Source organism: Halomonas campaniensis, from assembly GCF_014193375.1.
GTDB classification, from domain to species: domain Bacteria; phylum Pseudomonadota; class Gammaproteobacteria; order Pseudomonadales; family Halomonadaceae; genus Halomonas; species Halomonas campaniensis.
In genome coordinates this window covers 151,859-165,617 of record NZ_JACHZF010000009.1, presented here as the reverse complement: position 1 = coordinate 165,617, position 13,759 = coordinate 151,859, and the positions used below count along the sequence as shown (strand labels likewise).

General features: G+C 67.2%; 11 protein-coding genes. 3 read left to right on the top strand and 8 right to left on the bottom strand.

Translation table 11 applies throughout. From position 1 onward, the window contains the following. Positions 1 to 96 precede the first annotated feature (96 nt). From BDK63_RS07925 to guaB, 5 genes are all read right to left on the bottom strand, one after another. Positions 97 to 903, bottom strand: a complete 807-nt coding sequence (locus BDK63_RS07925) for a CPBP family intramembrane glutamic endopeptidase (RefSeq protein ID WP_183330822.1) — start codon at positions 901 to 903, stop codon at positions 97 to 99. 98 nt (positions 904 to 1,001) lie between these two features. Then, positions 1,002 to 2,378, bottom strand: coding sequence for a hypothetical protein (locus BDK63_RS07920; protein ID WP_221202551.1), 1,377 nt, complete (start codon positions 2,376 to 2,378; stop codon positions 1,002 to 1,004). Between the two features lie 2 nt (positions 2,379 to 2,380). Next, positions 2,381 to 3,142 carry an ion transporter gene (locus tag BDK63_RS07915; RefSeq protein WP_183330821.1) on the bottom strand — a complete coding sequence of 254 codons (762 nt, stop codon included), beginning with the start codon at positions 3,140 to 3,142 and terminating at the stop codon, positions 2,381 to 2,383. 234 nt (positions 3,143 to 3,376) lie between these two features. Continuing rightward, entirely contained in the window at positions 3,377 to 4,954 is a 1,578-nt protein-coding gene (guaA, locus tag BDK63_RS07910; protein WP_183330820.1) for a glutamine-hydrolyzing GMP synthase, read from the bottom strand. 82 nt (positions 4,955 to 5,036) lie between these two features. Further along, entirely contained in the window at positions 5,037 to 6,506 is a 1,470-nt protein-coding gene (guaB, locus tag BDK63_RS07905) for an IMP dehydrogenase (RefSeq protein ID WP_183330819.1), read from the bottom strand. A gap of 210 nt (positions 6,507 to 6,716) precedes the next feature. On the opposite strand from guaB, the gene BDK63_RS07900 reads away from it, so the two are divergent. The 3 genes from BDK63_RS07900 (at position 6,717) to BDK63_RS07890 (ending at position 9,614) form a co-directional block, all read left to right on the top strand. After that, positions 6,717 to 7,271: a PRC-barrel domain-containing protein gene (locus tag BDK63_RS07900; RefSeq protein ID WP_343065290.1), complete on the top strand. Its 555-nt coding sequence runs from the start codon at positions 6,717 to 6,719 to the stop codon at positions 7,269 to 7,271. 121 nt (positions 7,272 to 7,392) lie between these two features. Further along, positions 7,393 to 8,793, top strand: a complete 1,401-nt coding sequence (gene xseA, locus BDK63_RS07895; protein WP_183330817.1) for an exodeoxyribonuclease VII large subunit — start codon at positions 7,393 to 7,395, stop codon at positions 8,791 to 8,793. Positions 8,794 to 8,960: 167 nt separating this feature from the next. Then, complete coding sequence (locus BDK63_RS07890; RefSeq protein ID WP_183330816.1) at positions 8,961 to 9,614, top strand: peroxiredoxin; 654 nt, start codon at positions 8,961 to 8,963, stop codon at positions 9,612 to 9,614. Positions 9,615 to 9,724: 110 nt separating this feature from the next. On the opposite strand, the gene glrR is transcribed toward BDK63_RS07890, so the two are convergent. The 3 genes from glrR to BDK63_RS07875 are packed head-to-tail and all read right to left on the bottom strand — an operon-like array spanning position 9,725 to position 13,245. Next, complete coding sequence (gene glrR, locus BDK63_RS07885) at positions 9,725 to 11,113, bottom strand: two-component system response regulator GlrR (RefSeq protein ID WP_183330833.1); 1,389 nt, start codon at positions 11,111 to 11,113, stop codon at positions 9,725 to 9,727. 58 nt (positions 11,114 to 11,171) lie between these two features. Next, entirely contained in the window at positions 11,172 to 11,747 is a 576-nt protein-coding gene (locus BDK63_RS07880) for a hypothetical protein (RefSeq protein WP_183330815.1), read from the bottom strand. A gap of 4 nt (positions 11,748 to 11,751) precedes the next feature. Next, complete coding sequence (locus BDK63_RS07875) at positions 11,752 to 13,245, bottom strand: sensor histidine kinase (RefSeq protein WP_183330814.1); 1,494 nt, start codon at positions 13,243 to 13,245, stop codon at positions 11,752 to 11,754. Positions 13,246 to 13,759: the final 514 nt, after the last annotated feature.

Below are 13,759 nucleotides of genomic sequence, written 5' to 3'. Positions count from 1 at the left end.
AACATCCCGGTCGGTGGAGCGGTTCCACTCGGAACTGGACACCGCGCCGGACGGTCTGGCTGAACCCGGACCAGGAAGACCCGCTGGTTCAACGCATCAGCGATTAGAAGCCGCCTGATTCCAGGTTCCAACAATCTTGACAGGCATCGGCCCGGTCCAGAGATAGACCAGGCCATAGAGCAGCCCGGCACCGAAGGCCACCAGCACGAAGGCGCCACCGCCCGCCAGGTGGGCGATGCCGAACAGGGCGCTGGACGCCACCAGGGCCAGAGCGACGCCCCAACGGGCCATCAGCCAGCGCTGCAGCATGCCGCGGAACAACAGCTCCTCGGCCACGCAGGTGTTGAGCAGGTTGGCGACGGCGAAGACCCAGAAGCCGGCGGGCAGGCCCGGCCGCCAGTCGATCAGCCCCAGCGCCGCGGCCAGCGCCATCAGCAGCCCTACCCCGCCCGCCACCAGGAGCGACAGCGCCCAGGGCGGCAACGGCCCGGGTGGAGACAGACTGCGCCCGAACAGCGGCACCCACCCGAGCAGCGCCCAGGCCACCAGCACCTTGTCGTGGTTGAAGTAGAGGCCGGTGGGCAGGCTGCCCTCCTTCCACACCATTCCCTCGGCCAGCGCCAGCCCGTCGTACCCCGGCCAGGCGTGCAGCACCAGGCCGGTGCTGGCCACCAGCCAGACGGCGATTCTCGCCGCCTGCAGCCAGGGCGGCAGCCGCTGCCCCCGCATCCAGGCGGTCAGCGCCACATAGCCCAGCGCCAGCACCACGAAGAGCCAGGTGGCATAGCCGACAAGCCCCGCCAGCAGCAGCACCGCCACCGCCCCGCCGACGCGCCAGCGCGCCTCGGCGCACAGGCCGAAGAGAATCAGAAGAAGGGAATAGGTGATACCGAAGGCGAGCAAGCGGACTCCATATCACTATAAATGCTGGTGGTGAGGCTCGCGGAATGACGGACGGCCTTCCCAATCATTTGCGCATTGGCGGCTATTCCCAGCCCCTCTTATTCCGCCGAATTCAAACCTTCTTCATTCGCTTTTCTTGCCTCCGACTCTTCATCATCAACATCGCCTTTCTTGTTGACTGGGTCGTTCCGGTGCAGCCGAGGCGGGGGGGCGACCCAAGCCCTGAGCCTTTGCCCGACCTGCTGGTAAAAATGCGGCACCGCTTTTTCCAACTCTTCGATAAATATCTTGTTGCCGGCAAAGCGATGGCCGAGATCAGCCATATAGAACACTTCGAAGGCACTAGGCACCACATTGGTTGTCGAGGACTCAATGATTGCCGCGTCCTCGATTACCTGGGCGAGTGGCTTCTGGGTCTCCTCGGCACGGCCAGGCCGAACCGCCTTGACGAACATGTTTTCCGTTTCAGCCTTGGCTAACTGCCTAGTAAGCCAGTTTACACGCGCGGTGCTACGCTTCTTGTCCTGCGGCGCAGAGAGGCGCATAGAGCAGACAATAGTTCGCTTGGTCAGATCAGCTGTTACGTCCAGATCGGTGGCGGCATCAGGCACTTCCAAACAGCAATTGAGCACCTTCTCCTTAGACAGCACCTCACAATCGTCCTTCAGCCGCTTCACAGGATCTGTACGATGGGCCCTGGGCAGCTTCAGCTTTACCGGCCTGCCCAGCTTGCGGCTCATCACGAGGCAAAGGTCTCGCTGCTCTTGGTGCCAGCTCGAGACGGTGTTCTCCACCTCCTCGCTTCCCTTGCCCAATACGGCGCCACTCTTTACCTTGCCGACCACCTCTTTCCACTCGCGGTTCATGCTGTCAAAACGAGAGATGCCGCTGGATTCATGGCCGAGGTAACGCAGCACCTCTTCCAGTAAGAATCGCTGATCTGGCGAAGTGATTTCGCCGGACTCCAATAGCAACGTTGCCTGAGTTACTGCATACATCCAAGACCAGTGATATAGCTCAACACCCTTGAGCATCGATTTTGGCACTTTCACTGGATGATGCGAGGGCATGGCAACAAATTGGTTGGTGACGGTAATCACCGCATCCACTTTATGTTTCTTTGCCTGCTGAAGGTATTGCTTAAGCTGCTCTTCGCCAATTTCAGCATTCCCGATCTTGGCCTCGACCAAGGCACTCCATGACTTGCGCCCAGTCTGCAGTAAGATCAACCCATCTGGGCGGTCACTCTTGGGCACGCCGGGATCGGCTTCCAAAACGATCTCGGTCCAGGCTCCCAATATGGCACGTCTTCCCACTCGCACTCCCAGGGAAAGAAGCATTTGCTGTCGGAACTCATGCACCCCACGCAGAGCAGCAAGCAGTACAGATGCCGCACGTTGCTCGCGATTGGTATCTGCAACGACGGGAATCAGTCGTGCTACATCTCCACGCTTTGCGAAATCAGGCCGTTCCATTGTCACTCTCCTTGCGTATTATCATTATTTTGAAAGGCATCACTGAACGCAGCGGCCAAGATACCGGTTGGCATAGCAATGATGCCAATGCCTGCTATGGCGGTCATGCCGGCAAATATCTTGCCAAGGGCGGTAATAGGTGTGACGTCGCCATAGCCCACGGTGGTCAGTGTGGCGATGCTCCACCAAAGGGCCCTCGGTACGCTGCCAAATGCCTCAGGTTGTTCTGCGGCTTCCACCACATAGAGGCAGGCAGAAGAAAACAACAACAGTAGGGCTGCCACTCCTACGCTGAGAAGAAGTTCATGGACACGAGCATTCAGGGCTTCGGCCAGTGCCGACCAAGCTCGACTGAATCGTCCCAGACGCGAAAGGCGCAATATGCGAAGGATGCGTAGCAACCGCAGCAGAAAGGCATTGCTATGAGTGAGAAAGCCCAAGAAGAAAGGCAGGATGGCCACTAGATCAATCAGGGCCCAGATGGAGAAGACATAGCGTATGCGGCCGCCAATTCCGCGATACCGTGGATCTTCTCCTGCCACATAGAGGCGTAGCAGATATTCTAAGATGAAGAGTGAGACGAATACCACCTCGAGAAAGGAGAGCACCCCCGGTATCAAACGGCGCACATTCGGCTCGGTCTCGAGGATGGCAACCAGCGAGGCCAGCAGGATCAGGATACAGATGAGCTTGTTGAGCGGTGACAGGCCTGGTTGATGCCAGGCTTCCGGGGCCAACTGCCGATGGAGGATGCTTCTATCCATACCTCTTGCCCACCCAGCGCCCTCTAAAGCATGGTACCGTCCGGCTCCGATAGGCGTGATAGACCCGCATGCCACCTCCCTTCGACAGATCCTTAGTCCATTACCACTTGCCACTGGCGGTCATCTCAAGTGACGTTAGCTTCAGTACAACGAACCCTGTAACGAAATGCAAAAAAAGGGGCCTACCCATTGGTAGGCCCCCTGACTGACAGGAGGGTCAATCTTTGGTGGCACTCACTCCCACTCGATCGTCGCGGGCGGCTTGCTGCTGACGTCGTAGGTGACGCGGGAGACGCCGGTGATCTCGTTGATGATGCGGTTGGAGACCGTTTCCAGGAGCTCGTAGGGCAGGTGGGCCCAGCGGGCGGTCATGAAGTCGATGGTCTCCACGGCGCGCAGGGCGATGACCCACTCGTAGCGGCGGGCGTCGCCGACCACGCCGACGGACTTCACCGGCAGGAAGACGGCGAAGGCCTGGCTGGTCTTGTGGTACCAGTCCGCGCGGTGCAGCTCCTCGATGAAGATGGCGTCGGCATCGCGCAGGATGTCGGCGTACTCCTTCTTCACCTCGCCGAGGATGCGCACGCCCAGGCCCGGTCCCGGGAAGGGGTGGCGGTAGACCATGTCGTAGGGCAGGCCGAGCTCCAGGCCGAGCTTGCGCACCTCGTCCTTGAAGAGCTCGCGCAGCGGCTCCACCAGCTTGAGCTTCATGGTCTCAGGCAGGCCGCCCACGTTGTGGTGGGACTTGATGACGTGGGCCTTGCCGGTCTTGGCGGCGGCGGACTCGATGACGTCCGGGTAGATGGTGCCCTGGGCCAGGAAGTCGACGCCCTCGATCTTCGCGGCCTCGGCGTCGAAGACGTCGATGAAGGTGTTGCCGATGATCTTGCGCTTGACCTCGGGGTCGGCCTCGCCCTCGAGGCGCGAGAGGAACTGCTCCTCGGCATCCACGCGGATCACCTTCACGCCCATGTGGCGGGCGAAGGTCTCCATCACCTGATCGCCCTCGGCCTTGCGCAAGAGGCCGTTGTCGACGAACACGCAGGTCAGCTGGTCGCCGATCGCCTTGTGCAGCAGGGCCGCCACCACCGAGGAGTCGACGCCGCCGGAGAGGCCGAGCAGCACGTGGCGGTCGCCCACCTGCTCGCGAACGCGATGGATCTGGTCCTCGATGATCTGGGCCGGGGTCCAGAGGCGCTCGGCGCCACAGATCTCCAGCACGAAGTGCTCGAGGATGCGCTGGCCCTGCAGGGTGTGGGTCACCTCGGGGTGGAACTGCACCCCGTAGAAGCGCTTCTCCTCCCAGGCCATGGCGGCGATGGGGCAGCTCGGCGTGGAGGCGGTGACGGTAAAGGCATCGGGCACCCTGGCCACCTTGTCACCGTGGCTCATCCACACGTCCAGCAGGCTCTTGCCCGTGGCGTGGTCGATATGGTCGGAGATGTCGCGGAACAGCGCGGTCGGCTCGTCGACGCGGATCTGGGCGTAGCCGAACTCGCGGACGTGGGAGCCCTCCACGGCGCCGCCGAGCTGCTCGGCCATGGTCTGCATGCCGTAGCAGATGCCCAGCACCGGCAGGCCCATCTCGAACACGCACTGGGGGGCGCGGGGCGAGCCCAGCTCGGTGACCGACTCCGGGCCGCCGGCGAGGATGATGCCGTTGGGGTTGTACTCGCGGATCTCGGCCTCGGTGATGTCGAAGGCGCGGATCTCGGAGTAGACACCGATCTCGCGCACGCGGCGGGCGATCAGCTGGGTGTACTGGGAGCCGAAGTCGAGGATCAGGATCTTGTGGGCGTGAATATCGGTCATGAAAGCGTCTCGGTATGGCGGCAAGCCGGATCCAAAAGCGAACGGCGGGGTTGCCCCCGCCGCGTCAGATCGGTGTGCGGGATCACCCCGCCCGGTAGTTCGGGGCTTCCTTGGTGATCTGCACGTCGTGCACGTGGGACTCGGCGAAGCCGGCCCCGGTGATCTGCACGAATTCCGGCTTGGTGCGCATCTCCTGGATGTCGGTGCAGCCGGTATAGCCCATGGAGGCGCGCAGGCCGCCCATCAGCTGGTGGACGATGGCGCCCATCATGCCCTTGTAGGGCACGCGGCCCTCGATGCCCTCCGGCACCAGCTTCTCGGCACCGGCATTCTTGTCCTGGAAGTAGCGGTCCGCGGAGCCCTGGCTCTGGGACATGGCGCCCATGGAGCCCATGCCGCGGTAGGCCTTGTAGGTGCGGCCCTGGTAGAGCTCGATCTCGCCCGGGGCCTCCTCGGTGCCGGCCAGCAGGCCGCCGACCATCACCGCGCTGGCGCCGGCGGCGATCGCCTTGGACAGGTCGCCGGAGAAGCGGATACCGCCATCGGCGATCAGCGGGATATCGAAGGGCTCCAGGGCCGCGGCGACGTTGGAGACCGCGGTGATCTGCGGCACACCGACGCCGGCGACGACCCGGGTGGTGCAGATGGAGCCGGGGCCGATGCCCACCTTGACCGCATCGGCGCCGGCCTCGGCGAGGTCACGCGCCGCCGCGGCGGTGGCGATGTTGCCGCCGATCACCTGGATCTGCGGGAAGTGCTCCTTCACCCAGCGCACCCGGTCGATCACGCCCTTGGAGTGGCCGTGGGCGGTGTCGACGACCACCACGTCCACGCCGGCCTCGGCCAGGGCGGCCACGCGGTCCGGGGTCTCGGGGCCGGTGCCCACGGCGGCGCCGACCAGCAGGCGGCCGTCGCCGTCCTTGGCGGCATGGGGGAAGGTGCGCGCCTTCTCGATGTCCTTGAAGGTGACCAGGCCGCGCAGGTGGAAACGGTCGTCCACCACCAGCATCTTCTCGACGCGGTGCTCCTGCATCTTGGCCTTGATGACATCCAGGCCCGTGCCCTCGGGCACGGTGACCAGGCGGTCGCGGGGGGTCATGATGTCGGAGACACTGTCGCCGTGGTTGGGCTGGAAGCGCATGTCGCGCTCGGTGACCAGGCCCACCAGGGTCTCGCCTTCCACCACCGGGAAGCCGGAGAAGCCGTGCTCCTCGGCCATGGCCAGCAGGTCGGCCAGCTTGGCCTTGGGCCCCACGGTGACCGGGTCCTTGACGATCACGCTCTCGTGCTTCTTGACCTTGCGCACCTCGGCCGCCTGGTGGGCGATGGTCATGTTCTTGTGGATGATGCCGATGCCGCCCTCCTGGGCCATGGCGATGGCCAGGCGGGCCTCGGTCACGGTATCCATGGCCGCGGAGACGAGCGGAATGTTCAGGAAGAGGTCGCGGGTCAGGCGGGTCCGGAGACTGACGTCCTTGGGCAGGACCTCCGAGTAGCCGGGCACGAGTAATACGTCATCGAACGTAAGAGCTTCTTGGGCCATACGTAGCATAATCGGCAACACCCAGTGAGCTGGTGGGAAGGAGGGAGGTGAAGTTAATCGACCATTATAACGGCCAAGGGCGGGTGCCGTCACGGGGTAGACGTGTCTCGAGCGGGTAACCGGCGACTACATTGGCACACACGGAATAACTGTCAGGCCGTCGCCCCTCGGCTAGGGTGTTAGGTGTCAGTCAGCCCACCCAAGGAAAGGAGTGACGACATGATGCGCAAGCAGACACTGACCCTCGCCGTTGCCGTGCTGTCCGGCGGCCTCGCCCTCGGCGCCCAGGCCCAGCCGGCCTACGAGCCCCAGGGCCTCTACTCCGCCGAGGACATTCTGGACGCCGATGTCTACCTCACCCGCGACCCCGACGAGCGGGTCGGCGAGGTCGAGGACATCCTCTTCGACGAGGCAATGCAGGTCACCGCCCTGGTGGTCGAGAGCGGCAGCGTGCTGGGACTCGGCGGTCGCGAGTTCATCGTCGAGCCCGGCCAGTTCACCCTGACCACCCACCGCGACGACGATGGCGACACCGAGCACCGCGTGATGCTGGAAGCGAGCGCCGAGCAGATCGAGGGCTACCCCGTCTACAGCGATGACTGGTGGGAACGGGCCCGCGAGCGCTCCCGCGAGGCGTGGCTGCAGACCCAGGAGGGCGCCGAGAGCGCCTGGCAGACCACCCAGGAAGGGGCCGAGCGCGCCTGGGAGACCACCCGCGAGAACGCCCAGCGCGCCTGGGAAGCGGCCCGCGACGCGGTGGGTGCCAACGACTGACCCCCGCCATCGCCCTCCCGAGAAGACCGAACTGCCGCCGGGCCCCGTGCCCGGCGGCACGTCGTTACGGCGCCCGGCGACGGACGTGGTAGGCTTGGGCAAACCGTCCTGCGAGCCCCGCATGTCCCTGTTCGACCCCGACACCCCCTCCCCGACTTCCCCCCAGGCCCTCTCCGTCAGCGACGTGAACCGCCGCGCGCGCCAGACCCTGGAGCGCGACTTTGGCGAGCTGTGGGTGGAGGGCGAGCTCTCCGGCGTCTCGCGGCCGGGCTCGGGACACGTCTACTTCACCCTCAAGGACGCGCGGGCGCAGCTGCGCTGTGCGCTGTTCCGCGCCCGGGCGCGCTTCGTCGGCGCCCCGATGCGCGACGGTGACCTCGTCAAGGTGCGGGGTCGGCTGTCGATCTTCGAGCCCCGCGGCGACTACCAGCTGATCGTCGAGGCGGTGCAGGCGGCTGGCGTCGGCGAGCTGCTGGCCGCCTTCGAACGGCTCAAGGCGCGGCTCGCCGAGGAGGGCGTGTTCGCCAATGCGCGCCCCCTGCCCTGCCCGCCGCGCCACCTGCTGGTGCTGACCTCGCCCACCGGGGCGGCGATCCGCGACGTGCTGGCGGTGCTGACCGCCCGCTGGCCGCTGGCCAGCGTGACGCTGATCCCGGTGCCGGTGCAGGGCCGCGAGGCCGCGCCGGCGATGATCGCCGCCCTGGGCCTGCTCAACCGCCAGCAGGCGCTGGACCCGGCCCGGGACGCCATCCTGATCACTCGCGGCGGCGGCAGCCTGGAGGACCTGTGGGCCTTCAACGACGAGCACCTGGCCCGCGCCATCTTCCACTCGCGGCTGCCGGTGATGTCGGCGGTGGGCCACGAGGTGGACGTCACCCTGGCGGACTTCGCCGCCGATGCCCGGGCGCCCACCCCGTCCGCCGCGGCGGAGCAGCTGGTGCCCGACCGACACGACCTCGACCAGCGCCTGGCGGTGCTGGCCGGGCGCGTGCGGCGCGCCACCCAGGGGCGGCTCGATCGCGAGGGGCAGCGCCTGGACCACCTGCGCGCCCGCCTGCGCCACCCGGACGAGGTGCTGGCGCGCCAGCGCACTACCCTGGCCCAGCTGGAGGGACGCCTGGCCCGTGCCATGCAGGGCCGGCTCGCCACCGAGCGGCGTCGGGCGCATCACCTGCGCCAGCGCCTGGCCGCCCACCCGCCGGGACGCCAGCGGGAGCAGGCCGCCCAGCGGCTGGCCGGCGCCCGGGATCGCCTGCACGCCGCCATGCCGCGGGCGCTGGCCCTGCATCGGCAGCGCCTGGCGGCGGTGGCCCGGGAGCTCCAGGCGGTCAGCCCGCTGGCGGTGCTGGGGCGGGGCTACGCGATCCTCGAGGATGAGCAGGGCCAGGTCATCCGCCGTGCCGGGGAGACCTCGCCCGGCCAGACGGTGACCGCCCGGCTGGGCGAGGGGCGGATCGAGCTCGAGGTCAAGCGACAAGCGGTATGCGACAACCTGCCTCGCTCGGGTAGCCCATCGAATTGATAGATTTTGGAATATGTATATTCCAACTGATGATAACTAAGCTTGTTCCCAACGACACCTTGACGCACCGGGCTCCATGCCTGATACGTCAAGGAACCAGACGCCTCCCCGAGCCCGACCGCCGGCCGACCGGGGAGGCATCGCCCACCCGACCAGGGAGATAGACCATGTCAGTGCGTATCAATGATGTCGTACCGGACTTCGAGGCCGACACCAGCCAGGGCCCCATTCGCTTCCACGAGTGGATCGGCGACAGCTGGGCGATCCTCTTCTCTCACCCCAAGGACTTCACCCCGGTCTGCACCACCGAGTTCGGCGCCGTCGCCAAGCTCAGTGAGGAGTGGAAGAAGCGCGGCACCAAGGTGATCGGCATCTCGGTGGATGGCGTGGAGGATCACAAGAAGTGGATCAACGACATCTCAAGCTATGCCAGCTGCGATGTCGGCTTCCCGATCATCGCCGACGAGGACCTGAAGGTCGCCAAGCTGTTCGACATGCTGCCGGCCGACGCCTACCTGCCGGACGGCCGCACCCCGGCCGACAGCGCCACCGTGCGCTCGGTGTTCATCATCGGCCCGGACAAGCAGCTCAAGCTCTCGATGACCTACCCGATGACCGTGGGCCGCAACTTCGCCGAGGTGCTGCGCGCCCTGGACGCCCTGCAGGCCACCACCAGCAAGGGCGTGGCCACCCCCGCCGACTGGACCGTGGGCCAGGACGTGATCATCCCGCCGTCGGTCTCCGACGAGGACGCCAAGGCCAAGTTCGGCGAGTTCGAGACCATCTTCCCGTACCTGCGCAAGACCAAGCTGCCGAAGTAAGGCCGCAGCGCCGACCCGCAAGCGCCACGGGCGCGTCTCGTGGCTCCCGCGCCCCCTGCTCCGGCAGGGGGCGCTTTCGTTCGGGCGGCAAGACGGCAAGGCGTCGAGGGCTACTCCTCGGCGTGGCGGGCGGCCGGCTTGAAGGTGCTCGGCTCCAGGTCGTGGCGGGCCAGCAGCTTGTAGAAGTCGGTGCGGTTGCGCCCGGCGATGCGCGCCGCCTGGGTGACGTTGCCCTCGGTGATCTTGAGCACCTTGATCAGGTAGCTGCGCTCGAAGGCGGCGCGGGCATCGTTGAAGGTGGGCAGGGCGTTGTCCTCGGCGGCCAGGGCCTGGGCCACCAGCGCCTCGGGGATCATCGCCGAGCTGGTCAGCGCCACGCACTGCTCCACCACGTTGACCAGCTGGCGCACGTTGCCGGGCCAGGCGCTGGCCGCCAGCAGGTTGAGGGCCTCCGGCGAGAAGCCCTTGACGAAGGGCTTGTGGCGGGCGGCGGCCTGGGCCACCTGGTGCTTGGCCAGCAGCGGCACGTCCTCGGCGCGCTCCTTGAGGGCGGGCAGGCGCAGGTTGACCACGTTGAGGCGGTAATAGAGGTCCTCGCGGAACTCCCCCTCGCGCATGGCCCGGTCGAGGTCGCGGTGGGTGGCCGAGATGATGCGCACGTCGATGGGCACCGAGGTGGTCGACCCCAGCGGGCGGATCTGCCGCTCCTGCAGCGCGCGCAGCAGCTTGACCTGCAGCGGCAGCGGCATGTCGCCGATCTCGTCGAGGAACAGGGTGCCGCCGTCGGCGGCCTGGAACAGCCCCTGGTGCTCGCTCACCGCCCCGGTGAAGGCGCCCTTGGCGTGGCCGAACAGCTCGCTCTCCAGCAGCTGCTCCGGCAGGGCCCCGCAGTTGATCGCCACGAAGGGCTTGCCGGCCCGGGGGCTGGCCTTGTGGATGGCGTTGGCCAGCAGCTCCTTGCCCGAGCCAGAGGGGCCGGTGACCAGCACGCTGACGTCGGAGGCCGCCACCATGCGGGCCTGCTCGAGGATGCGCTCCATCTCGGGGCTGCGGGTGATGATCGCCGCGCGCCACGACTCGTCGCCCTCGGCGACCTGGCCGGGGGCCTGGGCCAGGGCCTCCTCGATGGCGGCGAACAGCTCGTCGCGGTCCACCGGCTTGGTGAGGAAGCTGAACACCCCCTGGCGGGTGGCGCTGACGGCGTCGGGGATCGAGCCGTGGGCGGTCAGCAGGATCACCGGCAGGCCGGGGGCCTGGCGCTGGACCTCCTGGAACAGTGCCAGGCCGTCCATCTCGTCCATGCGCAGGTCGGTGAGGACCAGCTCGGGGCGGTCGGTGTCCAGCACCTTGAGGGCCTCGCGGCCGCTCTCGGCGGTGGTCACGCGGTAGCCGCGGCTCTCCAGGCGCATGCCGAGCAGCTTGAGCAGGCTGACGTCGTCGTCCACCAGCAGGATGTGGGGGCCGGCCGCACGATGGCCGGCCGCCCTCGCGCCGGGCAGGCGGGCGCCCTGGGTTCGCGCTTGCAGGGGGGTCGGATGCTTCACGTGTCGTCTCCCATCATTCGTTCTGCTGTCGCAGGTTGATGCTCTGCTCGATGGCGGTGAGCGCCTCGAGCTTCTCGGCCAGGGCGGCGTTCTCCTCCTCCATGGCGGCGGTCTGCTCCTCCAGGTCGGCGAGGGCCTGGTTGGAGGTCGCGAGACGCCCGGCCATGGCGCGGCGCCCTTCCAGCTCGTTGAGCCAGTAGCGCAGCAGCGGCTGCAGCTCAACCGGCGCGGCATGCAGGTCGGCCTTGTAGAGCTCGGAGGCCCGGTCCCACTCGCCCTCGCTGCCCCAGGCCAGGGCCACGGCGCGGGCCAGGCGCCGTTCGGCACCGGGGCCCTCCAGGCGCGACAGCATGGCATCGCGCCAGGCGCGGTTGCCGCGCTGGGAGGCGAGGCCGAAGGCCACCCAGTCGTTCAGCAGGCACTCCTCGTTGGCGAAGCCGGGCATGCCGGCATGGCAGCCCGTGGCCGCGGCCGCCGCGGAGGTGGTGGAGGACGACCTGGCCGGCTGGCCGAACGGGGCCTCGGGCAACAGTTCGCATCCGGCGAGCCAGGTGGCCGCCAGGCAGACCAGCAGGGGGCGAAGGTGCATGTCGTCAATTCCTTGCGTGAAGGCTCGCTTCTCCGGCGAGCGTCGAGGTGTCGTCGGTGGCCACGTCCGATGCCGGGGCGTGACGCGGCAGCGTGAGGCGGAAGCAGACGGCCAGGCGCGGGTCGTCGACCAGTGCCAGCTGCCCCCCCTGCAGGCGGGCGCAGTCGGCGGCCACCGAGAGGCCGATGCCGGAGCCCTTGAGGGGGCCCTTGCGGCGGGCCTGCCCCTGGTAGAAGGCCTCGAACAGCCGCGGGCGGTCCTGCTCGGCGATCGGCTCGCCGCTGTTGGCCACCTCGACCTCCAGGCGATCGCGGTAGCGCCGGGCACGGATCTCGAGGTCGCCGCCATCCGCCCCGTAGGCGATGGCGTTGGAAATCAGGTTGTCGAGGATGCGGACGGTGGCGGTGCGGTCGACCGTCCACGCCAGGGGGCCGTCGAAGGTGTCGATCCGCATGCCCTTGCTGTCCAGCGCCAGGCGGTGCTTGGCCAGCACCTCCTTGACCACGGTGGCCAGGTCGATGGTCTCGCACTCCACCTGGCTGTGCTGCAGCAGGTTGTAGTCGAGCAGCTGCTCGATCAGCCGCTGCAGCTCGCCCCCGCTGGCATCGATCAGCTCGAGGATCTCCAGCTGGCGCGGCGAGAGGTCGCCGGCCACCCCGTCGGCCAGCAGCGCGGAGCCCTCGCGCACGCTGGCCAGGGGGGTCTTCAGCTCGTGGGACATGTGGCGCAGGAACTGCTGCTTCTCGGCCTCGAGCTCGTCGAGGCGCGAGGCGAGCCAGTCGAGCCGCTGGTCGAGCTGGATCAGCTCGGCGGGACCCTGGACCGGCTTGACCTTCTGGCTGCGGGTGCCGCTGCCGATCCCCAGGATCCGCCGCTCCAGCTGGCGTACCGGCCGGATGATCAGCCAGGAGAAGAGCAGCATCAGCACCAGGCTCGCCGAGACCAGGGCGCCGGTCTGGAACCATAGCCGGGCCTGCACCGACTCGGCACGCTCGCGGATTGTCTCGATGCGGTTGTCGATATGGCGGTTGGTGGCGCGGCGCATCGCCTCGGTGCGCTGCGCGAAGGGCGGGAAGAGGTCGAGACGCGCCTCGAACTCCTCCAGCTCCAGGCCCGGCAGGCGGGCCAGGTCGACCAGCTGTGCCTCGAGGGCCATCACGTCGGGGTCGTTGGGCAGCAGCTCGCGCTGCTGGGCGAGCAGCTGACGATACTCCAGCAGCCGCTCGTCATAGATCTCCAGCAGGCTCTCCTGCTCGACCACGGCGTACTGGCGGGCGCTGCGCTCCATCTCCAGGGCCAGGGCGCCGAGGGTACGGGCACGCCGGGTCTCCTCCACGGCCTGGCGGGCGCTGACATCCGCCAGGCGCGACAGCTCCGAGAGCGCCTGGCCGGCCTGGAACATCAGCACCCCCAGCGGCAGCATCACCACCAGGAAGGCGAGCAGCACGAGCTGCAGCAACGAGCGAGGGCGCCAGCGACGCGACACACGGGTGGTCATGACCAGCGTTCTTTGCAGGAAGGTTCGCGGCGGGCCAGCGGGAGAAGCCGCCATCTTGTCGCCCTCAGGATACCAGAGTTCTGCCAATCGGCGCTCCTCCTCTCCGCTCCCCGGCCGGGTGCGGCGAAAAAAAGGGCCGGCAGAGCCGGCCCAATACGCAGGGAACTGAAGGGTTGGAAAGAGAGCCGTTCGACCGCCTGGTCGGTGCGCACGCCTGTCTTGCCATGGGCCAGAGGCCCCGAAGCCATGTAAGGCCATCTGCCACCAGGGGCTGGTCTCACATGCGGGTGGCGAACCATGCGTGGTACACCGCCCTGCTTCGTTCCTGGCACCACCGCCCCGGCCGGGCCGGAGGCGATGCTGCGCTGTTCGATCCCCCGTGAGGCCGAAGCCGTGGGGGAGAGGCATCCATGCCAGAGCATCCTTGCCCTTTGAGGTACACGTCCTTGACCGCGTCGGTACCCGTCTCATCGCAACCTTAAGTCACACATCGCTAGGAGCAGACGCTGATCGC

Excerpts from the sequence above, each read along its gene's own strand:
- BDK63_RS07890 (WP_183330816.1), top strand. The coding sequence starts at position 8,961 with ATGTCAGTGCGTATCAATGATGTCGTACCGGACTTCGAGGCCGACACC.
- BDK63_RS07900 (WP_343065290.1), top strand. The coding sequence starts at position 6,717 with ATGATGCGCAAGCAGACACTGACCCTCGCCGTTGCCGTGCTGTCCGGC.
- guaA (WP_183330820.1), bottom strand. The coding sequence starts at position 4,954 with ATGACCGATATTCACGCCCACAAGATCCTGATCCTCGACTTCGGCTCC.
- guaB (WP_183330819.1), bottom strand. The coding sequence starts at position 6,506 with ATGCTACGTATGGCCCAAGAAGCTCTTACGTTCGATGACGTATTACTC.
- BDK63_RS07880 (WP_183330815.1), bottom strand. The coding sequence starts at position 11,747 with ATGCACCTTCGCCCCCTGCTGGTCTGCCTGGCGGCCACCTGGCTCGCC.
- BDK63_RS07915 (WP_183330821.1), bottom strand. The coding sequence starts at position 3,142 with ATGGATAGAAGCATCCTCCATCGGCAGTTGGCCCCGGAAGCCTGGCAT.
- xseA (WP_183330817.1), top strand. The coding sequence starts at position 7,393 with ATGTCCCTGTTCGACCCCGACACCCCCTCCCCGACTTCCCCCCAGGCC.
- BDK63_RS07875 (WP_183330814.1), bottom strand. The coding sequence starts at position 13,245 with ATGACCACCCGTGTGTCGCGTCGCTGGCGCCCTCGCTCGTTGCTGCAG.
- BDK63_RS07920 (WP_221202551.1), bottom strand. The coding sequence starts at position 2,378 with ATGGAACGGCCTGATTTCGCAAAGCGTGGAGATGTAGCACGACTGATT.